At 60.0% G+C, this 24,408-nt stretch carries 24 protein-coding genes; 4 read left to right on the forward strand and 20 right to left on the reverse strand.

All coding sequences use genetic code 11. From position 1 onward, the window contains the following. The first annotated feature begins 104 nt into the window (after positions 1–104). On the forward strand, positions 105–773 hold the full coding sequence (locus tag J5Y06_RS16985; protein ID WP_209336383.1) for a TetR/AcrR family transcriptional regulator: 669 nt from the start codon (positions 105–107) through the stop codon (positions 771–773). Here the strand turns inward: J5Y06_RS16985 and J5Y06_RS16990 are convergent, their stop codons facing one another. The 16 genes from J5Y06_RS16990 to J5Y06_RS17065 all read right to left on the reverse strand — a co-directional run bounded on the left by J5Y06_RS16990 (position 774) and on the right by J5Y06_RS17065 (position 17,073). Next, positions 774–1,601 (reverse strand): enoyl-CoA hydratase/isomerase family protein, encoded by an 828-nt coding sequence (locus J5Y06_RS16990; protein ID WP_245248013.1) that lies wholly within the window; start codon positions 1,599–1,601, stop codon positions 774–776. It lies immediately after the preceding gene. Next, the gene (locus J5Y06_RS16995; RefSeq protein ID WP_209336384.1) at positions 1,588–2,748 is read right to left on the reverse strand and encodes an acyl-CoA dehydrogenase family protein; all 1,161 of its coding nucleotides are present in this window, start codon (positions 2,746–2,748) and stop codon (positions 1,588–1,590) included. Before J5Y06_RS16995 ends, J5Y06_RS16990 begins: the two co-directional genes overlap by 14 nt. Beyond that, on the reverse strand, positions 2,741–3,496 hold the full coding sequence (locus J5Y06_RS17000) for an SDR family NAD(P)-dependent oxidoreductase (protein ID WP_209336385.1): 756 nt from the start codon (positions 3,494–3,496) through the stop codon (positions 2,741–2,743). Before J5Y06_RS17000 ends, J5Y06_RS16995 begins: the two co-directional genes overlap by 8 nt. Beyond that, positions 3,493–4,854, reverse strand: a complete 1,362-nt coding sequence (locus J5Y06_RS17005) for an MmgE/PrpD family protein (protein ID WP_209336386.1) — start codon at positions 4,852–4,854, stop codon at positions 3,493–3,495. Before J5Y06_RS17005 ends, J5Y06_RS17000 begins: the two co-directional genes overlap by 4 nt. A gap of 5 nt (positions 4,855–4,859) precedes the next feature. After that, positions 4,860–6,413, reverse strand: a complete 1,554-nt coding sequence (locus tag J5Y06_RS17010) for a long-chain-fatty-acid--CoA ligase (protein ID WP_209336387.1) — start codon at positions 6,411–6,413, stop codon at positions 4,860–4,862. A 23-nt stretch (positions 6,414–6,436) separates the two neighbouring features. After that, positions 6,437–7,600 carry an acyl-CoA dehydrogenase family protein gene (locus tag J5Y06_RS17015; RefSeq protein ID WP_209336388.1) on the reverse strand — a complete coding sequence of 388 codons (1,164 nt, stop codon included), beginning with the start codon at positions 7,598–7,600 and terminating at the stop codon, positions 6,437–6,439. Between the two features lie 33 nt (positions 7,601–7,633). After that, the gene (locus J5Y06_RS17020; RefSeq protein ID WP_209336389.1) at positions 7,634–8,434 is read right to left on the reverse strand and encodes an enoyl-CoA hydratase/isomerase family protein; all 801 of its coding nucleotides are present in this window, start codon (positions 8,432–8,434) and stop codon (positions 7,634–7,636) included. A gap of 94 nt (positions 8,435–8,528) precedes the next feature. Continuing rightward, a complete protein-coding gene (locus J5Y06_RS17025; protein ID WP_209336390.1) occupies positions 8,529–10,640 on the reverse strand; it encodes an acetate--CoA ligase family protein in 2,112 nt (703 codons plus the stop codon). 1 nt (position 10,641) lies between these two features. Beyond that, positions 10,642–11,877 carry an acyl-CoA dehydrogenase family protein gene (locus tag J5Y06_RS17030; RefSeq protein ID WP_209336391.1) on the reverse strand — a complete coding sequence of 412 codons (1,236 nt, stop codon included), beginning with the start codon at positions 11,875–11,877 and terminating at the stop codon, positions 10,642–10,644. Between the two features lies 1 nt (position 11,878). Further along, entirely contained in the window at positions 11,879–12,295 is a 417-nt protein-coding gene (locus J5Y06_RS17035) for a Zn-ribbon domain-containing OB-fold protein (RefSeq protein ID WP_209336392.1), read from the reverse strand. A gap of 15 nt (positions 12,296–12,310) precedes the next feature. After that, entirely contained in the window at positions 12,311–13,477 is a 1,167-nt protein-coding gene (locus J5Y06_RS17040) for an acetyl-CoA acetyltransferase (protein ID WP_209336393.1), read from the reverse strand. 2 nt (positions 13,478–13,479) lie between these two features. After that, the gene (locus tag J5Y06_RS17045; protein WP_209336394.1) at positions 13,480–13,905 is read right to left on the reverse strand and encodes a MaoC family dehydratase; all 426 of its coding nucleotides are present in this window, start codon (positions 13,903–13,905) and stop codon (positions 13,480–13,482) included. Further along, positions 13,902–14,270, reverse strand: a complete 369-nt coding sequence (locus J5Y06_RS17050) for a MaoC family dehydratase (RefSeq protein WP_209336395.1) — start codon at positions 14,268–14,270, stop codon at positions 13,902–13,904. Before J5Y06_RS17050 ends, J5Y06_RS17045 begins: the two co-directional genes overlap by 4 nt. A 30-nt stretch (positions 14,271–14,300) precedes the next feature. After that, positions 14,301–15,212 (reverse strand): SDR family oxidoreductase, encoded by a 912-nt coding sequence (locus J5Y06_RS17055; protein ID WP_209336396.1) that lies wholly within the window; start codon positions 15,210–15,212, stop codon positions 14,301–14,303. Positions 15,213–15,261: 49 nt separating this feature from the next. Further along, entirely contained in the window at positions 15,262–16,149 is an 888-nt protein-coding gene (locus J5Y06_RS17060) for an SDR family NAD(P)-dependent oxidoreductase (RefSeq protein WP_245248015.1), read from the reverse strand. A gap of 12 nt (positions 16,150–16,161) precedes the next feature. Next, positions 16,162–17,073 (reverse strand): DMT family transporter, encoded by a 912-nt coding sequence (locus J5Y06_RS17065; protein WP_209336397.1) that lies wholly within the window; start codon positions 17,071–17,073, stop codon positions 16,162–16,164. Between the two features lie 68 nt (positions 17,074–17,141). On the opposite strand from J5Y06_RS17065, the gene J5Y06_RS17070 reads away from it, so the two are divergent. Then, positions 17,142–18,026 carry an NmrA family NAD(P)-binding protein gene (locus J5Y06_RS17070; protein ID WP_209336398.1) on the forward strand — a complete coding sequence of 295 codons (885 nt, stop codon included), beginning with the start codon at positions 17,142–17,144 and terminating at the stop codon, positions 18,024–18,026. A 66-nt stretch (positions 18,027–18,092) separates the two neighbouring features. Here J5Y06_RS17070 and J5Y06_RS17075 read toward each other — a convergent pair whose 3' ends face one another. After that, positions 18,093–19,166, reverse strand: a complete 1,074-nt coding sequence (locus J5Y06_RS17075; RefSeq protein WP_209336399.1) for an acyl-CoA dehydrogenase family protein — start codon at positions 19,164–19,166, stop codon at positions 18,093–18,095. 30 nt (positions 19,167–19,196) lie between these two features. Between J5Y06_RS17075 and J5Y06_RS17080 the strand changes: the two genes are divergently transcribed. Further along, entirely contained in the window at positions 19,197–19,691 is a 495-nt protein-coding gene (locus tag J5Y06_RS17080) for an NIPSNAP family protein (RefSeq protein ID WP_209336400.1), read from the forward strand. A gap of 104 nt (positions 19,692–19,795) precedes the next feature. Here J5Y06_RS17080 and J5Y06_RS17085 read toward each other — a convergent pair whose 3' ends face one another. From J5Y06_RS17085 to J5Y06_RS17095, 3 genes are read right to left on the reverse strand one after another with little or no spacing between them, the layout of a single operon-like run. Next, positions 19,796–21,007 (reverse strand): CaiB/BaiF CoA transferase family protein, encoded by a 1,212-nt coding sequence (locus tag J5Y06_RS17085; RefSeq protein ID WP_209336401.1) that lies wholly within the window; start codon positions 21,005–21,007, stop codon positions 19,796–19,798. A 1-nt stretch (position 21,008) separates the two neighbouring features. Next, complete coding sequence (locus J5Y06_RS17090; RefSeq protein ID WP_209336402.1) at positions 21,009–21,938, reverse strand: electron transfer flavoprotein subunit alpha/FixB family protein; 930 nt, start codon at positions 21,936–21,938, stop codon at positions 21,009–21,011. Positions 21,939–21,957: 19 nt separating this feature from the next. Continuing rightward, positions 21,958–22,704 (reverse strand): electron transfer flavoprotein subunit beta/FixA family protein, encoded by a 747-nt coding sequence (locus tag J5Y06_RS17095; RefSeq protein WP_209336403.1) that lies wholly within the window; start codon positions 22,702–22,704, stop codon positions 21,958–21,960. A 258-nt stretch (positions 22,705–22,962) separates the two neighbouring features. On the opposite strand from J5Y06_RS17095, the gene J5Y06_RS17100 reads away from it, so the two are divergent. Then, on the forward strand, positions 22,963–24,375 hold the full coding sequence (locus J5Y06_RS17100) for an FAD-binding oxidoreductase (RefSeq protein WP_209336404.1): 1,413 nt from the start codon (positions 22,963–22,965) through the stop codon (positions 24,373–24,375). Positions 24,376–24,408 lie beyond the last annotated feature (33 nt).

The raw sequence follows: 24,408 nt of genomic DNA on the forward strand, positions 1-24,408 counted from the left end.
TGCCTTAACCGTCACTAACTGTTAGAATTTGTCCCGGCATGTGGTATTGAGCAGATGACCGGCCCGGCGTGCCGTTATGACTAATAGGGGGAGAGAACGCCTGTATGGCAAAGAAGCTCGCTAAATCCGCAGTGTCACAGAAACGCGTTCTCGACGCTGCCGCCAGAATATTCCGCGACTACGGCTATGCCGGAACCACGATGCGCACCATCGCCGATGAGGCCGATCTGAAGGCGGGCAGTATCTACTATCACTACAAGTCCAAGGACGAGCTGATTTCCGCCGTTCTCGATCTCAGTATCCGGCTGCTTATCGACGACGTGAAGGGCGCGCTGGCTGCTTTGCCCGAAGGAGCAAGCGGACGCGACCGGGTGCAGGCAGCGATGCATGCCCACCTTTCCTCGATCCTGACCAATGGCGACTACACGCTTTCCTCGCGGCGCGTCATCGGACAGGTACCGGAATCCATCCGCAACCAGAACATGCGGCTGCGTGACAGCTACGCGGCGATCTGGCAGGATATTCTCAAGGGCGCGCAGGCGGGTGGCGAGTTCCGCGCTTCGGCCAACATGTCGCTTGTGCGTTTGTTCGTGCTGGGAGCGCTGAACTGGACGGTCGAATGGTTCAAGCCGGGCGGTCGCTCAATTGAGGAAGTTGCTAGTGAGTTCACCGACCTCATTCTCGATGGCTTGTCGGACAAGTCCGCTGCGGATAGCGCGGTTTCGCCAGTGAAGCCGAAAATGCGCGCCCAGGCACCTAGCCGCGTGGTGTAACTATTTTCCCTTGAAAACAGGTGCGCGCTTTTCCTTGAACGCCAGCATCGCCTCGCGGCTATCCGCCGATTCGGCCAGTCGCATCGTCATGTCCTGCTCGAAGCGGTAACCGTCGCGCAAACTCATGTTTTCAATTGCGTTCAGCGAGTGCTTTGCCAGCCGCGTAGCAACCGGGCTGTGACCCGCAATGCGTTGGGCCATTGCCATCGCAGACGTCATAAGTTCAGCGGCCGGCACGCAGGCTTCCACGATACCTAACCGGTAAAGCTCCGCCCCGTCGACACGGTCGCCGGTCAGCATCATGCGACGCAGGCGCGAGCGCGGAAACAATTGCATGGCATGGCGTGCGCCGCCCATCAGCCCGACTGTCACTTCCGGCAGGCCGAGCGATGCATCCTCCGACGCAATCAATATGTCGCAGGAGGCGACAAGCGCCAGCCCGGCACCAAGTGCGGCACCATTGATGGCACCGATGACCGGCTTGGTGCATTCCATGATCGCATGATAGCTCTCACGAGCGCTTCGCAAGGTGTTGCGACGCTCAGCAGGTGCCCACTGCTTGCCTGCGCGCTCCTTCAGATCGACGCCCGCGCAGAACACCTTACCAGCACCGGTAAGCACAATCGCGCGCACCTCATCGAGATCGGAAAGATAGTCGAACGCGTAGGCAATCTCCTCCTGAAATTGAGGAGATTGCGCGTTGACCGGCGGGCGGGCGAGCGTGACAATTGACACATGACCGTCGAACGCGACACGGACATTCTCAAGCGCATGTAAGGTCATGTCATGCCCTCCCGCCGCAAGCTCGGACAGATCAGCCGCGTCCAAGCAGATGATCGGAAATGATCCGCATCTGGATTTCGGATGTGCCCTCGAAAATCTTTGTCAGGCGAGCATCGCGCCAATGGCGCTCAACCTGATTGAGCGTGGTGTAGCCGCCGCCGCCAAGAACCTGCAACGCTTCGCTGGTCACGCGCTCCGACATTTCGGAAGCGAACAATTTGACCATCGAAGCTTCCTTGTCACAGCGCACGCCACTGTCGATCTTGCTGCACACGGAGTACATCAGCGCGCGCGCGGCTTCGATCTCGGTCGCCATGGAAGCGATCTTGAAGCGGATGGCCTGAAACGAAGCGATTTGCTGGCCGAACTGGCGGCGCTCCTTGGAATAGGCGATGGCGTCATCCAAGCCCGCCTGAGCAAGACCGATGGAGCGCGCCGCTGTGTGAGCGCGCGCTGTCTCCAGACCCGCCGTTGCGAGATAGAAGCCCTTGCCTTCCTCACCGATCAGATTGGCGGCAGGCACACGGCACTTGTCCAACGCAAGTTCCCACGTCGTCCAGCCGAAATAGCCGATCTTCGGGATAGGCGAACCCGACACGCCTTGCGGCAACTGTCCACGTGGCTTTTCGACCATGAAGGCGGAAATGCCCTTATGGCGCGCCTTGGGATCGACCTCCGCGCCGGTGCGGGCGAATACCATGATGAAATCCGCGCCATCGGCGAAGGTGCACCAATATTTGTTGCCGGTGATTTCCCACTCGTCACCGACGCGCTTGGCGCGGCAGGAAATGTTCGCCACATCCGAACCGGCATCCGGCTCCGACAGCGAGAACGCGCCGAGAAAATCACCCTGCGCCATGCGCGGGAGATAGACGCTCTTCTGTTCCGGCGTCATCGCCTTGAGCGAACCGATCAGGGCATTGCCGCGCGCGATCATCGAGGCAACACTCATCCAGCCACGCGCTAGCTCTTCCGCAACAAGGCAATATTCGAGCGCGCCAAGGCCAAGCCCGCCATATTCTTCCGGAATGAGAATGCCGAAATAGCCGAGTTCGGCCATCTGCTCGATCAGTTCACGCGGAATTTCGCCCTTGACCGGATCGAGCTTGTCGGCAAGCGGGCGCACCACTTCGCGCGTAAAGGTACGCGCGGATTCCTGGATGAGACGCTGCTCTTCTGTAAGCTCAGTCATAAGGAGACTCCTCTGGCGGGAGTTGGCCCTGACCAAGCGAACGGCCACCGTCCACAATCAGCACCTGTCCCGTTATGTAGCGATTTTCAGCCGAGGTCAGAAAGGCGACGGCGCGCGCAATGTCTTCCGGCTCGCCGATGCGACCGAGCAACTGGCGCGACAGCATAAGTGCCTGCTGTTCCTGCGTCAGGTCGTGCAGCATGTCCGTATTGACCACGCCGGGCGCAATTGCATTGACCTTGATGTCACGCGGAGAAAGGTCGATTGCCATCGCTCGCGTGAGGCCGATCACCGCCGTTTTGGAGGCAACATAATGCGCCATGTTCGGCGCGCCGGCGAAGGAGCGCGAGGTGAAGTTGACGATGCGCCCGCCATTACGCATACGCCGCGCGCCTTCCTGCGCAACGATGAACGTGCCAACCACATTGATGTCGAAGGTTTCGCGGAAGTATTCTTCTTTCTGCTCGTCAAACGGATAGGATGCGGTGATAGCCGCATTGTTCACAATCACATCGAACGGCGCGTAACGCTCCAGCATTTCAGCGACAGCAGCGCGGTCGCGTATGTCCAGAACCTCAGCACTGACATCATGGCCCCGCGCTCGCAGGTCCGCCGCCACCTGGTCGACAGCGGGCAGAATGTCCATGGCGACGACACGATAGCCATCGGCGGCAAGGCGTTCGGCTATGCCCTTGCCGATGCCCTTTGCCGCGCCGGTGATGAGTGCGGTTTCTTTCGCGTCGGTCATTGCGCGCCTCGCGCCATTTCAGAAATTTCCGCCAGACTGTCACCACCGCCGAAACCGGCAAGTGCCACACGCAACTGCGAGGTTCGAGCGCCAAGTAGCGGCTCGATCATCGCGTCGAACTTCTGTTCCAGCTTCCGACCTTGGCGCGCAAGATCAGCGTCGGGCAGGCCCGCATCATGGCTGGCCTTGAAGCTGCGGCCATCGTCCAGCGTTACCTCGACGTCGGCCTTTGCCTGCGGATAACCTTCGACAAAATCGATTGTCGCCAGATCGCGCAGTCGCAATAATTCCGGCTCCTGCGTCAGCTCATCGGTGTAGGTTTCGATGCCGGATGTGTTGCGGCCCGAAAGCGCCATGGCAACGGTCAGGCGCAGCGAGAACTTCGCCTCAAGCCCGGTGGTTGGACGTGCAAGGTTGCAAACCCGGTCGGTGATCGGCGGCACGCTGATGGTGATCGTGCGGATCGATGCCGTTTCGAGGCCGTTCTTCTCACGGATCGCCAGCGCTGCCTCGATAGCGCCGTGGGTGAGATAGCAGGAAGCATGATATTTGAAGAGATTGTTCTTCAGGTGGAAGTCCAGCGGCTGGCCTTCCATCGCCGCATCTGCGTTGAAATCCACGCTCTGCGTAGCGGCAAAACCTTGCGCACATTCCAGCGCATCGGCGCGGCTTGTGTAGCCGCGAGCGGCAAGCCGCGCGGCCATCAAGCCGTTCTGCGCGGCCATGCCTGCATGAAGCGGCTTGCACATGGTTCCGAACATGGATTTCAGGCCGGACGCCTTGGTCGCGGCAATGCCAAGGGCGGTCGCCGTCTGTTCCGCATCGAGGCCGAGAAGCCGCGCGCAGGCTGCAGCAGCACCGATGCTGCCCACGGTCGAAGTCGCATGAAAGCCGTGATTATAATGGCTGGGGCTGGTCAGAAGCCCAACCCGGCAGACCACCTCATAGCCCGCTGTGAACGCGGTCAGAATGTCATCCTGTGTCGCGCCAGTCTGTTCGGCCAGTGCCAGCAGACCCGGCAGCAACGCCACGGTCGGATGGCCAAGAATGGCGAGGTTCACGTCATCGAAGTCTAGAGCGTGCGAGGCGGTGCCATTGATAAGTGCGGCATTGAGCGGCGATGTCCGGCCCTCAAGACCGACCAGCGAGGCTAGGGGTGCCGCCCCATCTTCCAGCAATTCGTCGGCCAGAAGCGTTACCGCCGGTTCGCTGGCGCCGGGAATGGTGACAGCGTACCAATCCAATATGCATTGACGCGCAACCGTCACCGCATCTGACGGCAGGTCGCCGCGCTGGATGTTCGATGCGCGCTCGGCAAGCCAGCGCGTTACCGGAGTGTTATGCGCCTCGCGCGCCATTTCGTTCAAGCCTTCACAACCGTCGCGCCATACATCTGGCGCAGGGTGACCTTGTTGATCTTGCCGCTCGGCAAGCGCGGAAGTTCATCCACGAAAATGATCGATTTCGGCTTCTTGTAGCTGGCGATCTGCGTCTTGCAGTGCTCGATCAAATCGGCTTCCGAAACGGACTTGCCCGCGCGCAGCACGGTAATTGCCCGCACCGTTTCGCCCCAATGGTCGTCTTTGACGCCAATAACCGCCACATCCGAAACGGCGGAATGTGTAGCGAGCGCTTCCTCGACCTCGCGGGAATAGATGTTCTCGCCACCGGACACGATCATGTCCTTCTTGCGATCGACCAGATAGACGAAACCTTCCTCGTCCACATAGCCAAGATCGCCGGTGTAGTACCATCCCTCGCGCAGCGCAGACAGCGTGGCGGCGGAGTTGTTCCAGTAGCCGGCCATATGTGTTTCGGTGCGGGTAAGGATTTCGCCCGGCTGACCGACCGGCATTTCGTTGCCTTCCTCATCGATGATCTTCACATCGACATTCGGCGCGGCCTGCCCGATTGAGCCGAGACGCTTCAGATCTTCCGCGGTGCCGTCGAGCTTGTGCTGGCGCTTGTGCAGCGTCGTGCCGCCGCCCTCGGTCATCCCGTAAAGTTGCAGGAACACAGGTCCAAGAAGCTCAAGCCCACGCTTGAGAACCGGCACCGGCATGGGCGCTGCGGAATAGCAGATGGTGTGCAGCGATTTCAGATCGCGCGTTTCGATGCCAGGTTGCTCCAGCATCATCTGCACCATGGTCGGCGCCATGTGCGTCATGGTTACGCGCTCGCGTTCAATAGCGTCCAGCACTTCGGCGGGATTGAAGCTGCGATGCAGCACGACGCTGCCGCCGCGCATATGCACCGCCAATTGCAGGAAGCGCGCCCCGACATGGAACACCGGCATTATGAGTTGCAGCCTGTCGGAAACGATCAGGCCAAGCTCGGTCGCCATCAATATGCCGACCGCGATTTCCGCGCGATGGGTGCGCATGGCTCCCTTGGGACGCCCGGTCGTGCCGGACGTGTAGATCAGATGCATGATCTCGTCGGGCTGCGGCCGCGTCGGCGCGCCTTCCTTATCACCGGAATCGCGGAAGGCATGATAGTCTTCCGCCCATGAGGGAGTTGTGCCGCCAACGCACAGAAACAGTTCTACAAAATCCAGCTGGTCGCGGATCTTGTCTACGGTTTCGGCATATTGTGCCTCAAACACCAGCACGCGTGGCGAAGAGTTTCCGAGTATCCATTCGATCTCCGGCGCAGCCAGTCGCCAGTTCACCGTCGCAGCAACGTAGCCGGCAAGCTCACAGGCCGCATAGGCTTCCATAAACTCGAGCGAATTCTGGGAGAAAATGGATATTCGGTCCTGACGGCGGATGCCGCGCTTCCACAGCGCCGAAGCCAGCCGATTACCGCGCTCGAAATACTTGGCAAACGTGACATGCTCGCCTTCAAACGTGTAGGCAGTTTCGTTCGGGAACTTGTAGGCGTTGTTGCGCAGAAAATCGCCAAGCGTATCAATCATTTACGTCCTCCCCCACCTCCGGTTCAAGCCTTCGGAAGGCCCATCCGGTTTGCTATGTTGTTCTTCTGAATTGCTGTCGAGCCGCCGATGATCGGCATCAGCAGCATGTCGCGCACATGGCGTTCCATGTCGAAACCGCGGGCATAACCATATGCGCCCATGACTTTCTGACAGGTCAGCACAATGTCCAGCCCGGTCTCGCAGACGAACATCTTCGCCATTGAGGTTTCGACCGAACAGGGCAAATTGTTGTCCGCATACCAGCACCCGCGATAAAGCATCATCCGCGCTGCCGCCAGCTTGGTCTGCACGTCGGCCAGCATGTGGCGGATCGACTGATGCGAGCAGATGCGCTTGCCGAACTGGCTGCGCGTCTGGGAATATTCCCAAGCATCATCGACAGCCTGCGCGGCGATGCCCATAGCCATCGCGCCGACTTCCAGCTTTTCGACTTCGAGCGCCGGGCCGGCAAGGCGAGTCCAGCCATTGTTCCAGCCATCTTCACCGCCGATGACGTTTTCAAACGGCACTTCGACATTGTCCAATGATACGTCGTTGGTGTTCAGGCCGCGCGCGCCCATCGCCGGAATGTGCGTGAGCGTGACACCCTTGGCGGTCGGCGGAATGAGCACAAGCGAAAGGTTCTTGTAACGCTGGTCGGGATCGCCGGAACGCACCAGCGCATAGATGTAATCCGCACTTTCTGCACCCGAGCACCAGCGCTTGTAGCCGTTGATGATGACCTTGTCGCCCTTGCGCTCGGCGCGTGTCTTGACGCTGGCGAGATCGGAGCCGACATCAGGCTCCGACAGGCCGTAGGCAAACAGCAATTCGCCATTCGCCAGTTTCGGGAGAAGGTCGCGCTTCTGCGCTTCGCTGCCCGATGCCAGAATGTTCATCGCACCATAGCAGGCATTCATCAGGTAGAGCGTGCCGATGACCATGGAACGGCGCGAAAGCTCCTCGACCGTAACCATCGTCGCCAGAATATCGCGACCTGTGCCGCCATATTCCTCCGGTATGGTCATGCCACAGACGCCGAGCGCGGTGATGTGCTCCATGAGCGAACGCGGAACCCTGTCCTCCTCGTCCCACTTGGCCATCATCTCGCGCGTCGCATGACGGTCGAGCATCCGGCGGATGCTCTCGCGCAACATGGTAATGTGTTCTGGCTCGCCGAAATCCATCCCTACGTTCCTTCTGAGGCCAATTCTTGGAGTTCAGCGTCCGGTAAACTTCGGCTTGCGTTTTTCCTCGAACGCCGTGATCGCTTCGCCGTGGTCCTCGCTGTGATTGGTCAGCGCCTCATAGGTGATGCAGCTATCCATCATCGAATGCGCAAGCTGCTTGAGGCCGATATTGATGGCCATCTTGCTGTACTTGATCGACTTCATTGCGCCCGAGCCGATCTTCTTGGCGAAGGCATCGACGCGTGCATCCAGCTCATCGGCTGGAACGGCGTGGTTGATGAGCCCCATCGCAGCCGCATCCTTGGCGTTGATCAGATCGCCGGTCAAAAGATATTCCTTGGCGCGCGCATAGCCAATTGCCTGCGGCCAGATCACCGCGCCACCGTCGCCAGCCGCAAGGCCAACCTTGACGTGCGGATCGCCGAAGCGGGCATGATCCGCAGCGAAGATAACATCGCAGAACAGCGCAATCGTCGCCCCGAGGCCAACCGCATCGCCGTTGACCTTGGCGATGATGATCTTCTCGCAATCGAGAATGCCGAACACGACCTTCTTGGCTTCATGGATGGAGAAGTCGAACAGTTCAGGCTTTTCATACATCTCGCGCATGCCGGCAATGTCGCCGCCAGCCGAAAAGGCACGACCGGCACCCGTCAGGATCACCACGTCGATGGAGTAATCCATGCCCAGATCGTAGAACAACCTCGAGGTTTCCTCATGCATCTCCCCGGTCATCGCGTTGAGCTGATCGGGACGATTCATCGTCACCGTAAGAGTGCGGCCTTCCTTCTCGAACAGGAAATATCTGTAACCTGAATAATCGACGTCCATGAGGTTCCTCCATCGCGGCCGCTTAGGTTGGCCACTCATATTCTAACAATAGTTCGAAAATGAAACGACTGCAACGAAAACCCGTTGAGCCAGATCATTCCGCAACGGAACGCGGCACCACCAGAGCATCGAGCGCGATCACGCCTTCCCCCTTCGCACGAGCGATTACGGGGTTGAGGTCGATGGTTTCGATGTCGTCGCGGTGAGCAGCGGCAAAGTTCGATATATTGACGAGCAGATCGGCGAGTGCATCCACATCGGCAGGCGGCGCGCCACGCACACCCGACAGCAGCGCGCGGCCCCTGATCTGGTCGATCATGCGGTGCGCCTCTTCGCGGTCGAATGGTGCCAGCCGGAAGGTCACATCCTTCAACACTTCGACATGCACGCCGCCAAGGCCGAACATCACCGCAGGACCGAATACCGGATCGCGTGACACGCCGATGATGACTTCGATACCCTTACCCGCCATCGGCGCGACCAGAACGCCTTCAATCGTCGCGTCGGGGCAGTGATGCGCCGCGCGTTCGATCAGCGTGACATAAGCTGCCTCGACCGCAGCGCGGTCCGCAACACCAAGAATGACGCCGCCGATCTCGGTCTTGTGTTCAATCTGCGGGGAGACGATCTTCATCACCACCGGATAGCCGATGGCGTCGGCCGCGGTGCCTGCATCATCCGCGCTGCCGGCAAGCCGCTCGTCGAGAAAGGGCACCCCCGCCTTCGAAAGAAGCTGCTTGGCAGCGTGTTCCGACAGCGCCGCCACGCTTATCGGAACAGCCTGCGGCACGGGCCGCGTCACTCCGCCTTCACGGAAAGCCTTGCCGAAACGCGCAAGAGCGCCCAGCGAGGCCACCGCATCGGATGCATCCTCAAACACGAGGAAGCCCGCATCTTCATAGGCGCGAACCACTTCCGGGGCCGCCACCATTTCCAGTGCGATCAGGCGGTCGGGAAACCGCTCGCAGCCTTTCTCAATCGCTCCACGCAACGGTCCTGAAAGGGTGCGCGTGTTCGGCACGGTCGAGAAGAAGCCAAGCAGCGCGTCATAGCCGCCCTGATCCAGCATCACCTCGATATTGCGCGCCAGCAGACTCATCTCGTTGAGCGCCTGCGCGGTGGTGTCTACCGGATTGGTCACGGTTGCAAAGGGAAGCAGTTCGCGCAGCACTTCCTGCGCCGCGTCAGGCATCGGGGCTACATCCAGCCCGAAGCGTTCGGCTGCATCGGAGATAAGCACGCCAGCGCCGCCGGAAAGCGTGACCACGCCGAGCTTGTTGTGTTCCGGGAAAATGCCGCGTGTGCAGGCATAGGCGACGTTGATCTGTTCGCTGGTCGTGTCGGCGCGATGTACGCCATATTGCCGGAACAGCGCATCGTAAATCGCGTCGGACCCGGCCAGTGAAGCGGTGTGCGACGAAGCGGCCTTCGCGCCGATTTCCGAGCGCCCGACCTTCATCATGACGATGGGCTTGCGGTTCTGGCGGGCGAGCTCCAGCGCGCGGCGGAACCGCTGTCCGTCCCGAACGCCTTCGACATAGGCCATGATGACCTTGATATCGTCCTGCACCGCCATCCACTCAAGGCATTCGGCGACGTCGATGTCGGACTCGTTGCCGGTGGTGATCCAGTAATTGATCCCCAGACCCTTCTGACGGGCAAGATAGGCGATGTGCGAACCATACGCTCCCGACTGGCTGACAATGCCGAGTGGACCGGCGGAAGGCATTTCCTTGTCCAGCGACTGGGTGAAAGTGCCGTAAAACCCGATCTGCGGATTGAACAGTCCGAGACAATTGGGACCGAGCAGGCGCAGACCGCCCGCCTTGGCAATATCGACCAGCTTCTGCTGGATCGCACGGCCTTCGTCGCCGCTTTCGGCATAGCCAGCCGAGAAGATAACCGCCGCCGAGACGCCCTTTGCAACGCAGTCGCGCAGGGCCTGTTCGGTCAGCGCCGCCGGAACCGCGACCAGCGCCACGTCTGGCACTTCGGGAACATCGGCGAGGCTGGCATATGATTTCACGCCCTGAACCGTGTCGCGCTTCGGGTTGATCGGATAGATCGGCCCCGCGAACCCGCCTTCCAGCAGATAGCGCAGCGGGCGACCGGAAATACGCGTGGCATCGTCCGACGCGCCGAAGATCGCCACCGAACGCGGGCGGAAAAGATTATCAAGCCGGGAAGCGACAGGCTGGCTGTTCATCTCAGAAATTCACGCCCTTCGACAAGAGATCGCGCGCAACAGTGCGCTTCTGGATTTCGCTGGTGCCATCGGGAATGCGCATCGAGCGAACAAATCTGTACCCGGCCTCAAGCCGCAATTCGTTGGTCAGGCCCATGCCGCCATGCACCTGCATGCAGCGGTCGAAAACGCGGTTCGACGAGTCGGTGCAGAACTGCTTGACCATCGAGGTTTCGGCCAAAGCCTTTTCGCCACGCTCCAGCTTCATCGCGCAATCGAGCAGGATGGATTCGGCGGCATAGATTTCGGTCGCGCTTTCCGCCAGCAGCATCTGCACGGCCTGGTGCTCGCCGATTGGCTGCCCGAAGGTCTTGCGCATCTTGGAATATTCCACCGCCCGCACCAGCGCCCAGCGCGCCAGACCGACACAGGTGGCCGACAGGCCGAGACGGCCCAGATTAACGCCGCGCAGCGCGACCTTCAGGCCGTCATTAACCGCACCAAGGCGATAGCGGTCAGGCACGCGCAATTCATCGAATGCCAGAATGCCGATTTCCGCACCGAGATGGCCCATGATCGGGATGGTCGAAACCGCCTTGAAGCCCTTCCAGCCGGTTTCCACGAAAAAGCCAGTGATGCCGCCCTTGCGCTGCGCAACGAGCGCCGGATCGGTTATGGCGAAGATCATCGCATAGTCGGCATAGGGTCCGTTGGTGATCCACTGCTTGGAACCGGAAATTACCCAGTCGTCACCATCGCGGATAGCGGTGGTTTTCAAGTTGAATACGTCGGAACCGGCATCCGGCTCCGACAATCCGAAGCACAATGTCTTTTCGCCGCTGGCCAGTAAGGGCAGGTATTGATCGCGCAGACCTTCATCCAGAACCGTGAGCACCGGCGACAGGCCATTGGTGAAGGGCGAGGGGATGACAACAGGATGGATGAGCGTGCGCTCAGGCCCGCAATGCGCAGACAATTGCCAATTGAGATAGACCGAAGCAACCGGACCCAGCCCGCCGCCGCCAAGCTCTCCCGGTCCGAACATAGTGTAGAAACCGGCCTCCGACGATTTCATCCGAACCTGACGGCGCAGTTCCTGCACTTCAGGCGTGAAGCGGCCTTCCTCATCGTAAATCGTGCGATCCGATGCAAGCAGAGCCTTGTTGGCACTTTCCAACGGCACCACTTCCTGCTCGACGAAACGGATCAGGCTATCACCGATCTGAATGATTTCTTCGGGGACCAGCGACCTGTTCATCTCATTCACTCTCAAGCTTGAATTTCGGCAGCGTTAGTTCCGGCGTCACATCGTCGAAGCTGACCTTGACCCGCGCACCGATGCGCACGCTTTCGACATCGCTCGTGATGATGTTGGTCAGCATACGCGGCCCTTCATCCAGCTTTATCATGGCAATCACATAGGGCACGTCGGCCGCAAATGTCGGACCAGCAGGCTTGCGCGCAATCGTGTAGGAATAAACTTCACCATCGCCCGACGCATCGACCCATTCGAGATCGTCGGAATAGCAATGCGGGCAAAGCTCGCGCGGATAGAAATGGTGCTCTCCGCAAGAACGGCAACGCGGCAGCAGCAGCCTGTGTTCACGCGCGGCGTCCCAGAACGGCTTGGTGCCGGGATCGATGACGGGCTGGGGCTTTTCGTAGGTCTCGCTCATTTGCTCGCCCCTCGCTTAGTTGTTCGCCAGAATGACGGTTGAGCCGGATGACAGCGTGCCACCAGTGCCATGCACCAGTGCGGTCGCAACATCCGCCACCTGCCTTGCGCCCGCCTCACCGCGAAGCTGGCGCACAGCCTCAACGAGAAGGAAGATGCCGTACATGCCGGGGTGGCAATATGACAGCCCGCCGCCATTGGTGTTGAGCGGGAATGCCCCGCCCGGTGCCGTGCGCTGACCGGAGACGAACGCGCCACCCTCGCCCGGCTTGCAAAAGCCCAGAGCTTCGAGTGTCATCATCACGGTGATGGTGAAGGAGTCGTAGCACTCTACCAGATCAATGGCGTCATGGCTGATGCCCGCCATTTCGAATGCGCGCTTCGAGGCCATTTCCGCCGCCGTGAGGCGAGCGAGGTCGGGCATTGCGCCAATCGACCAATGCGTATGCGCCTCGCCATAGCCGCGAATGTGGATCGGCTTCGAACCATGAGCGCGGGCATTCTCTGCCGTGGTCATCACGATTGCGCCAGCACCATCAGTCACCAGACAGCAGTCGAGGAGCTTGAGCGGATCGGCAATGCGCGTCGAATTCATCACGTCATCGATGGTCAGCGGATCGCGCATCGTCGCTGCCGGGTTCATGCTCGCCCATTTGCGCGTGGCGACCGCGATTTCGGCAAGCTGTTCTTCAGTGGTGCCAAACTCATGCATGTGGCGCTGCGCGGCAAGCGCGTAGCCACCGACCGGCTGCGGAATGCCCCACACATTCTCGAACTGCATGGTGAGAATCGACGGACGCCCGCCCAGCGTGCGGCTGCGTTCACTCTTCTGCATGGAGCCGTAAGAGATGAGCGCAACGTCACAATAGCCCTTTTCGATGGCCATTGCCGCGTGCGCGACATGTGCCTCGAATGCCGAGCCGCCAATATTCGTGCTGTCAGCAAAGCGCGGATGAATGCCGAGATATTCGCCAAGCGTTACCGACGGCAATTGCCCCGGACCCGGCACGCCCCAAAGGCCAGCGACAAGCAGGCCGTCCACATCGCGCATCGATAGACGGGCATCGTCGAGCGCGGCCTTTGCAGCGCGCGCCTGCACCTGCAAGACGGAGCCGCCGCCCACCACCTTGCCACCTTCCAGCGGAACGTCGCCAACGCCGACGATTACTGCTTCACGCGCCATGCTTACGCTCCCACCGGCTGAATTGCATATCCTGCGAGGATCTGGCGACCGCCTGCGCTGACCAACAGCTTCACGCGCAGGCAATCTTCGCCATCGCGCTCAACCTTGCCCTCGATCTCGCCGGTAACTTCCACCACATCGCCAGCAAACACCGGCGCGATGAAGGTGATGTCGATTTCACCACAAGCGTCGAAGGCGCCATCACTCCACTCGTTCAGCATCTGTGACACAAACGCCAGGGTCATTAGCCCGTGGCCGATGGGGCGACCGAACGGCCCGGTCTTCGAGAACTCCGGATCGACATGAATCGGGTTGAAATCATGCGAGGCTGCCGCATAGCGGTCGATGCGCGCCTGATCGACGGGGCGCACGATAACCGGCAGCTTTGCGGACAACTGACCCGCACCCTTGCTGATATCCGCGCTCATTGATCCTTACCCCATATCGAGGTGATGCGGCCCGACGAAACCGACGTGCCGTCCTCGCCCTTCGCCTCGAAATCCGAGACAACATAGGGCCGTTCCTTGCGAATATATTTCTCGACCACCCGCGCCTGAATCGAGATCGTTTCGCCGACCTTGAGCGATCTGAAAAACCGGATGGACTGCTTGGCGTGAATACCACCCGGAGGGCTTTGACGCGCACTCAGCAGATCGACCAGATAAACGCTTGCGAGCATTGACGGCGCGTCTTTGCCACGGCGTTCATTTCCGGTCGCCTCAAGAAAGCTATCCACGACAGCCTGCGTGACCTCGAAGCGGAGCGGGTCGGCAGGGAAAACATCGCCGACCACCACCTCATCATATCGCCGGTAGTTCATGTGTCAGACCGGCGTCCAGGAGAATACGTCGCGCGACAGGTGAACCGGCACGAAGGACGATTTCAGCGCAGGGATCGCATGGTCACGCAGCGTTTCCGGCGTCCAGCCTTCCGAGCGATGGATCGAACGCAGCGGGCGTGGCTGGCTCATCAGGAAGATTTCATTACCGCGCACAGCAAAGATCTGGCCATTGACTTCCTTCGCATCGTCACTGGCGAGGAACACCGCGACCGGCGCGATCTTGTCCGGCGTCAGCATGCGCAGGCCCGCAAGACGCTCTTCCTGATCCGGCGTGTTCGGGATCGAGCCAACCATGCGGCTCCATGCGAAGGGCGAAATGCAGTTGGAGCGAACGTTGAACTTGGCCATGTCGATGGCCAGCGATTTCGACAGGCCGACAATGCCCATCTTCGCCGCCGAATAATTCGCCTGTCCCGGATTGCCGACAAGACCCGACGTCGAGGTCATGTTGACGAAAGCACCGCTTTCCTGCTTGCGGAAATGCTCGGCGGCTGCGCGGGCGACATAGAATGAACCGTAGAGGTGAACCTTGATTACCGAATCCCAATCGTCTTCGGTCATCTTGTGGAAGATCACATCGCGCAGGATGCCAGCATTGTTCACCACGATGTCGATCTTGCCGAACGTGTCTACCGCACGCTGCACCATGCCTTTCGCCGCAGCGGAATCCGACACGCTGCCGTAATCGGCAACCGCTTCGCCGCCTGCGGCCTTGATGTCGCGCACGGTTTCATTTGCCGGGCCGTCGGTTTCGTCATCGCCGGTCAGCGAAACGCCGGGATCGTTCACGACGACCTTTGCGCCGTGGGCGGCCATCATCAAAGCGATTTCGCGGCCAATTCCGCGACCTGCGCCGGTGACGAGCGCAACCTTGTTTGCAAGCAATTCCGACATTGTTTCTAACCTGACCTCTTATTTGTTGCCTTCGATCCGTGGGAGCGGATCAGATCATCCAGCGTCCGCCATCCACAACGACCGACTGACCGGTCATGTAGCGGGCGTCATCGCTGGCCAGAAAAGCGGCAGCCGCCGCGATATCCTCCGGCTCAGCAAAGAAGCCGAGCGGTATCGAAACCCGAATCTTCTCGAGAATGTCTTCAGGAATGCGGTCGATCACCCGCGTCTTGGTAACGCCGGGGCAGACTGCATTCACATTGACCTTGAAAGGCGCCAGTTCGCGGGCAAGCGACCGGGTGAAACCGATTACGCCCATCTTGGCCGCGGCATATTCGCTGATGCCAACTTCGCCAGCCAAACCGGCATTGGATGCGACATTGACGATTTTGCCCTTGCCGGCCTCACGCATCGAAGGGACAACCTGCCGTGAGGCAAGCAGTGTCGAGAACAGCGAAACGTTCAGGACGAAGCTCCAGACCTCAGGCTTCGAATTGTAGAATTCCGACGCGCGCTCACGCGCGCTTTGGCCGACATTGTTCATCAGCACATCGACGAAACCGAACTCTTGATAGATTTTGCCGAACGAGTCGGTGATAAACGCTTCTGCCGTGCAGTCGCCGGCAATTGTCAGTACCTTCGCGCCCTTCGCGCCCTTCGCGCGGGCTTCCTCGGCCACCGCTTCCAACCCATCAGAGTCGAGGTCGAGAATGGCAAGATTCGCGCCTTCAGAGGCAAAGCGCAGCGCGGAAGCGCGCCCAATACCGTTTGCCGCGCCAGTAACGACGGCATTCTTCCCTTCCAGACGAAGCATTTTACTCTCTCCTCCTCCCCTCGCTGACGCAAGGCGGCCCTGCCTGAGGTGGGCCTCGATCAAATAAAACCTAACACCCGTTCGAAAATCGTGCAAGTGCGAAATTGATGTCTCCCGCTTCAAACTTGCAGTTTTTCACGCTCCGGCGCGGCGGCGAAGTGTGGATATGGCGACGCCCAGCAAGACAAGAATGATACCTACGACCGCTCGCAAGGTTAGCGCTTCACCGAGAAACGCGACGCCGCAGGTTACGGCGGCGACGGGCGCGAGATAATTATTGTAGGATGTGAAGGCTGGACCGGCGCGGCTGACCAGAGCGAACAACAAAAGATTTCCCATCGCCGTGTTCAGGGTCGCCAGCACGAGCACAGCGCCCATCACCGCATGTGTGGGTAAATGTGGCGGTAATCCATCCACCAACAACGCAACCGGAATCATCCAGAACGTTGCGAAAATCAGGATGAGTGTCGTGGTGGTGAAGGAATTATGATGGCGCACCAAGGCCATGCCAAACAAGGATGCCGCAAACACAACGGCCGCACTGCTGGCGGCAAGCAGCCCCTTCGCACTCGAACCGAACGAGGTGAATGCATCCGGGCCAAAGAGCGCCAAAATTCCTGCCAGCCCGACGATTATGCCAAGCACGTTGCGCCAGTCGGGATATTCCTTGCGCAATATCCCGAAGCACGCGGTAATCAGTGGCACAAGCGCCATTGTCACGGCTGGCACCGAAGAGTCCACATAGGACACGGAAGTGGCGATCAGGGTCAGCGGCAAGGCATTGGCGATAAAACCCAAAAATGCAAACGCTGCCAAATCCCTACGGGTAAGACGAGGCCAGCCATTTCGGGCTGTTAGTATGCAGCACATGATGATGGCGGCGATGAATATCCGAATCGCAACCAGCGATATCGGCGAGAACTCGGCCACCGCAACCTTGGTGAACATATAGGATGAACCCCAGGCGGTACTGAGAACGCCAAGCAGTATAAACTCAGTCGCGCCCGGCTTGCCGAAACGCTGCACCGTCGCTGTGCCACTGGACATGATAGCTCCTCCCCGTATAGAAACGAACATTCGTTAGAATTTATCTCCAGTCAAGCAGGGAGGACGCTTTGGCACATCGTATTCTGATTACAGGAGCCACCGGAACGGTGGGCGGGGCCACTTTGCGCGCCCTCAAGGCCGATGCCGAAGCGGGCAAGGTCGAGTTGCTTGGAGCGGCGCGCAGTTCAGAAGGCGCAGACAAGCTGCGTGACGCCGGATTTGCGCCGGTCAGCTTCGATTTCGACGATGTTTCCACCTTGCGCCCGGCGCTGAAAGGCGTCGATTCGGTATTCCTGCTCACTGGTTATTCGGTGGATATGCTGGTGCAGGCCAAGCGTCTGCTGGATGCAGCCAAGGCCGAAGGCGTGCGCCATATCGTGCATCTGGGTGCATTCGCCGCGCCCGACACGCCGCACGCGCATTTCGCATGGCATCAGCTTATCGAGCGCGCGACCGAAGCAATGGGCTTCGATTGGACGCATCTGCATCCGAACTTCTTCATGGACACCGTCTGGAACGGATTCGCTCGCCGCCCGGACCGACTCGTCCATTTCATCGGTGATCGCCGCGCATCCTTCGTGTCATCCGACGATATGGCAGCGGTTGCTGCCGAAGCGCTGCGCAATCCGCAGGCTCACAAGGGCAAATCCTATCCGCTCGCAGTCGAAGCGGTGACTTTCAATGAGCTAGCTGCCGTCTTGTCGGAAGTCACCGGCAGACAGGTTACATATATGCCGCGCCCGGCTGCGGAGCTTTTCCCGGTGATGCAGAGACAGGGTGCGGAAGCAAATTATGCGAAAAGCCTTGCTGAAGGCATAGCGGCCATCGAGTCAGGCGAATTTGCAGAGGCTGGCGCAACCTTCGACAATGTGGAGACGCTCATCGGTCGCAAGCCGATAGACTGGCGCGACTTCGCAACCACACGGCTCGGCGAACTTCCGGCCGCTGGGTAAGATCACCCTCTCGGCCGTCACCCTCGGGCTTGTCCCAAGGATGACGGCCGATGGGAGCCGATATGCCTACAAAGTCCGCCCAATCAGTTCCTTCATGATCTCATTGGTTCCAGCATAGATGCGCTGCACGCGGGCGTCGGCATAGGCGCGGGTAATCGGATACTCCCACATGAAGCCGTAGCCGCCGTGAAGCTGTAGCAGTGCGTCCAGAACCTTGCCCTGCATCTCGCTGGTCCACAGCTTGACCATCGCCGCAGTGGTAGTGTCGAGCTTGTTTTCCAGCACGAGTTCAAGGCAGCGGTCGAGGAAGATGCGCCCGACCTGCACTTCCGTCTTCATCTCCGCCAGCGTGAAGCGCGAGTTCTGGAAATCGATAACCGGCTTGCCGAAAGCATGACGGTTGCGGGTATATTCAATCGTCCAGTCAAGTGCGGCCTCACAGCAGGAAACCGCCTGGATGCCGACATGCATTCGCTCCCATGCAAGCTCTCGCATCATATAGCCGAAGCCCTTGCCTTCTTCACCGATCAGGTTCGAAACAGGCACACGAACCTCGTTGAAGAAGAGTTCGGATGTATCCTGCGCCTTGGTTCCGAGCTTTTTCAGGCGACGCCCGCGCTCGAAGCCCGGCCTGTCCGCTTCGACCACGATCAGGCTGATGCCCTTCGCGCCCTGCGCACGATCGGTCTTGCAGGCGACAAGAAACAGGTCCGCCGTCTGGCCATTGGTGATGAATGTTTTCTGGCCGGAAATTACATATTCGTCGCCCTCGCGCACCGCTGTCGTGCGGATGGCTTGCAAGTCCGAACCGCCACCCGGCTCCGTCATGGCGATACCGGAAATATAATCGCCGCTGGCCATTTTCGGCAGCCAGCGCTGCTGCTGCTCCGGCGTGCCGTAATGATCGATATAGGGCGCGACGATATCTGAATGCAGCGCAAAGCCGAGGCCGGTCAGGTTCAAACGCGCCTGTTCTTCCATGAGGATGATGGCATAGCGGCGATCCGCGCCCACACCGCCGGATTCGGCGGGTATAGCTGTGCACAAAAAGCCCAGTTCACCCGCCCGCTTCCACGCCCAGCGCGGCACCTCGCCCTTTTCTTCCCATCCCTCATGATGAGGAGCGAGTTCCTCCTCCATGAAGCGTCTCACAGACGCCCTGAAAATCTCATGTTCCTCAGAAAACAATGTCCGCTCGATCACGATCTTCTCCCTGAATGCCTTCCGGCGATCGCCGCCGCCGCCGTGTTCAGCCACCTCTCTAACATGTTATCCGATAGAGGCAATAATTTCGAACAATTGTTTGATTTTGAGATCACGCGGCTGTATTATGCTCAGCACAGGGGAATTCCAATGATCGTAGAAAAGCGCACTTACACCTTCCATCCGGGCAAGCTGGCGGAATTTCTGACGCTGTACGAGAAGGAAGCCTTTGAGGTTCACACCAGCTACCTGCCGCTGATCGGCTATTTCACCACAGATATCGGCATGCTCAATCAGGCGGTTAGCCTGTGGGGCTATGCCAGCATGGCCGAGCGTGATGAAAAGCGCGCCCGCCTCTATGCCGATCCGAGATGGATCGCCTTCGCGCCCAAGGCGACGCCGCTGATCCAGAAAATGGAAACGGAAATCCTGCTTCCGACGAAGTTCTCACCAATCCGCTGAATATCCGAAGCGCATCCTCCCAGGCGCTGCGATGCGGGAGGCTCCGGCCTTCCGCATCGCCGAAACGATAAGGGATAGCTCGGCAATGACAGCAAAGAGCAGCGTTACGCGACTGCGCCGGAAGCCTTGAGTGCCGAGATTTCCGCATCGCTGTAGCCGACGGAGCGCAGCACCAGATCGGTATGCTCGCCCGCAAGCGGCGCACGGCTATGCACGCCGCCGGGTGTCGCAGTCATGCGGATCGGCGTGGACGCAATCGTCACGGGCGTTGCAGAACCGGGATGCTCGACCTCGGCCAGCATCTGGCGTGCAGCCATATGCGGATCGGCGTAAATATCGGCAGCGGTGTTGACCGGACCGAACGGCACGCGCAGCCCGAGTTCTGCCTCAATCTCCGCCTTGGTGCGGCTGCTCGTCCATTCCTGGACGATGCCCACCGTCTCGGCGCGATGCGCCAGCCGATCATTGTTCGTGCGGAAACGTGGATCGGTGGCAAGTTCCGGCCTGCCCATGATTGCGGTCAGTTCAACCCAGAAGGAATCGCGCGGACACCCGATCGTCACCTGACCGTCGAGAGCCGGATAGGTGCCGAACGGGCAAAGGATCGGATGCTGGTTGCCTTCCGGAACGGGCGACTTTCCGGTGTAGGAATATTGATAGATGATGCGCTCGCACAGCGAGACGATGCCGTCATACATGGAGACATCGACAAACTGGCCCTGCCCGGTTCGCTGCGCGTGATGAAAGGCGGCGAGAATGCCGAACGATGCAAGTGCCGCCGGGAATATGTCGCCAATGCCCGGCCCGATTTTCAGTGGTGTATTCGCATCGGGACCGGTAATGCCCATCGCGCCGCCCATCGCCTGTGCCACCACATCGAATGCTGGCCGGTCCACATGCGGGCTGGCACCCGTTCGCGGATCGCCAAAGCCGCGAATTGCGGCATAGACCAGACGCGGATTTTCAGCGGCAAGCGTTTCGTAGCCGACCTTCAGCCGGTCCATGACGCCGGCGCGAAAATTCTCCACGACAATATCTGCGCCGCTCGCCAGACGAACGAAAACCTGCTTGCCCTGCGGCGATTTCAGATCAAGCGCAACGCTGAGCTTGTTGCGATTGGTGCTCTGAAAATAGCCGCCGAAATGATGGTCCTTATCATCCTCGCGGAACGGACCGAAATGCCGGGTGGGATCGCCACCCAGCGGCTCGATCTTGATAACTTCTGCGCCCTGATCCGCGAGCATCATGGTGCAGTAAGGACCGGCAAGCATCTGCGTCAGGTCAATGACGCGCACCCCGGCGAGAGCGCCTGTCATGTTACAGAGCCTTTTCAAGTTCGGGAAGCACGGTGAAGAGATCGCCGACGAGGCCGTAGTCTGCCACCTGGAAAATCGGCGCTTCCTCGTCCTTGTTGATCGCCACGATGATGCGTGAATCCTTCATGCCCGCAAGGTGCTGGATCGCGCCGGAAATGCCTGCCGCGATGTAAAGCTGCGGCGCGACGACCTTGCCGGTCTGTCCCACCTGCCAGTCATTCGGCGCATAGCCGGCATCGACGGCAGCACGGCTTGCGCCGACCGCCGCGCCGAGCTTGTCTGCGACGGGCAGGATGACCTCGTTGAACTTTTCCGCTGAACCGAGTGCGCGGCCACCCGAAATGATGATCTTCGCGGAATTGAGTTCCGGGCGCTCGCTCTTGGAGAATCTGTTCTCGACAAAGCTCGACAGGCCGGGGTTGGCAACCGCCGGAATGCTTTCGACCTTTGCGGAGCCGCCTTCAGCCGCCGCCGCGAAGGAAGCGGTGCGCACCGTGATGACCTTTTTTGCATCGCTCGTCTGCACGGTCTGGATGGCGTTGCCCGCATAGATCGGGCGCTTGAACGTGTCGGGCGCGACGATCTCGATGACCTCCGAGACCTGCGCCACGTCCAGAAGTGCGGCAACGCGCGGCAGCACGTTCTTGCCCGTGCTTGTCGCCGCCGCAATCACGGTGTCGTAGTTCGCGGCAAGCCCGACGATCAGCGCCGCGGTCGGCTCCGCCAGCCGCTCGGCCAGTTCGCCGGCCTCGGCCAGCAGGACCTTGCGAACGCCCGCCAGCCGCGCAGCCGCATCGGCAGCCGATTTGGCGTCCTTGCCCGCAACCAGCACATCGACATCGGAGCCGATTTTCAGGGCTGCTGAAAGGGCCTTGCCGGTCTGGTCGGACAGCGAGGCATTGTCATGTTCGGCAACAAGAAGAATAGCCATTCGAATTTTCCTTTCTTCCTTACAGGACGCCTGCGGACTTCAGGCTGGAAACCAGTTCCGCAACATCCTTGACCTTGACGCCCGCCTTGCGCGATGCAGGCTCCTCGGTTTTCAGCACCGCAAGCCGTGGCTTGACGTCGATGCCGAAATCCTCAACCGCCTTTTCGTCCAGCGGCTTCTTCTTCGCTTTCATGATGTTCGGCAAGGATGCATAGCGCGGCTGGTTGAGGCGCAGGTCCACGGTCAACACGGCCGGCAGCTTAACCTCGATGTCCTGGAGACCGCCATCGACCTCACGCGTGACCTTTGCGGAACCGCCCTCAAGCTCGAGTTGCGACGCGAAGGTCGCCTGCGCCCAGCCCAGCAGCGCGGCCAGCGACTGCCCCGTCTGGTTGGCGTCGTCGTCGATTGCCTGCTTGCCGAGTATGACCAGTTCCGGCTTCTCCTCGGCAACGACCGCCTTGAGCAGCTTGGCCACCGCCAGCGGCTCCACCACCGCATCCGTCTTGATCAGCAGGGCGCGGTCAGCACCCATGGCAAGCGCGGTGCGCAGCGTTTCCGCCGCCTGCCCCGGGCCAATCGAAACGACGACGATCTCGCTCGCCTTGCCGGCTTCCTTCAGCCGGATCGCCTCTTCCACCGCGATCTCGTCGAACGGATTCATGGACATCTTGACATTTGCCAGATCGACGCCGGAGCCATCCGGCTTGACGCGGATCTTCACATTGAAATCGACAACCCGCTTGACGGGAACCAGAACTCTCATGCGTCCATTTCCTTTCCAGAAAAACTTAGCGCGCCCTTCGCGGCGGCGCTGGCGCCCGATGCGCATTGGCGTCGCAATGATTGAATGCATCCTCCTCGCAGGGCATTGGCTCCTCCAGCGTCGGCAAATTCTAACTTTTGTTAGAAAATTGCAAGCGCCTTTCTCACCGACCCGAAAATTTTCGTCGCTCTTGCATTCGAACAAATGTTAGATAATCTCGCCCGCCATCACTTGGCTTGCCGTGTATTGGATATCGAAATGGCCGTCACCGCTTTTGACAAACGCCCAAAGCCCTCGTTCGAGCAGGCATTCAAAGCCTTGTCCGACATGCTTGACGCGCGTTTCACCACAAACGACTCGCTGCGCCGCCAGCACGCCAACAGCATCGCCTGGGCCGTCAGCCAGCCGCCCGATGCGGTCGCGTTCCCGGAGAGCGAGCAGGAGGTCGTGGACATCGTGCGCATCTGCAGTGAGTACGGCATACCGATCATTCCGTTTGGCGCCGGCAGCTCTTTCGAAGGCCAGATCAACGCCCCGCTGGGCGGCGTATCGGTCGACACGTCGCGGATGAAGACCATTGTGGCGGTTCATGACGAGGATCTGGATTGTGTCGTCCAGCCCGGCGTAACCCGAAAGGAACTCAACGAATATCTGCGCGACAAGGGCCTGTTCTTTCCGATTGACCCCGGAGCGGATGCGTCCATCGGCGGCATGGTCGGCACGCGGGCGTCCGGCACCAATGCGGTTCGCTACGGCACCATGAAGGACAATGTGCTTTCACTGCGCTTGGTCCTGCCCAATGGCGAGGTCGTGCGGACCGGATCGAGGGCCAAGAAGAGCTCGGCCGGGTTCGACCTCACGCGGCTGTTCATCGGCTCGGAAGGCACGCTCGGCATCGTGACGGAAATTACATTGAGGCTGCACGGCATCCCCGAGGCAATCTCCGCGGGCTATTGCTCCTTTCCCGATGTCAGGTCGGCCTGCGATGCGGCGATCCAGACGATCCAGTCGGGCATCCCCATCGCGCGCGTCGAACTGATGGACGAGATGCAGGTCAAGGGCTGCAACATCTACTCGAAGCTGGACTTGCCCGAAGTGCCGATGCTGTTCGTCGAATTCCAGGGCACGGACAAGGGCGTCGTCGAGCAGGCAGAACGCTTTGGCGAAATCGTCGCCGGTCTGGGCGGCGGACGGTTCGAATGGGCCACCGCTGCGGAAGATCGCAACCGGCTCTGGACCGCCCGTCATGACGCCTTCTGGGCATGCAATGTGCTGCGGCCGGGGGCCAAAACCGTTGCGACAGATGTCTGCGTGCCGTTGTCGCGCCTTGCGGAATGCGTCGAGGCTACGCAGCGCGACATTCGCGAAACCGGGCTGATCGCCACGATCGCGGGCCATGTGGGCGACGGGAACTTCCACGTCGTGCCGCTGGTCGATATGGACAGCGAAGCGGAACTCGCCGCCGTCGAAGGCTTCCTCCACCGGCTGGTGGAGCGCGCGCTCGAGATGGAAGGAACATGCTCGGGCGAGCACGGCATCGGGCAGATGAAACGCAAATACATGCTCGAGGAACATGGGGACGCCGCCATCGAGCTGATGCGGACGATCAAGGAAGCGATTGATCCGGGCAACATCATGAACCCCGGAAAGCTGATCCCTGAACGCCTCTGACCGGCCCACAGAACAACAAACGAACCGAGGAAA

It is taken from the genome of Tianweitania sediminis, assembly GCF_017813335.1.
Lineage (GTDB): Bacteria > Pseudomonadota > Alphaproteobacteria > Rhizobiales > Rhizobiaceae > Tianweitania > Tianweitania sediminis.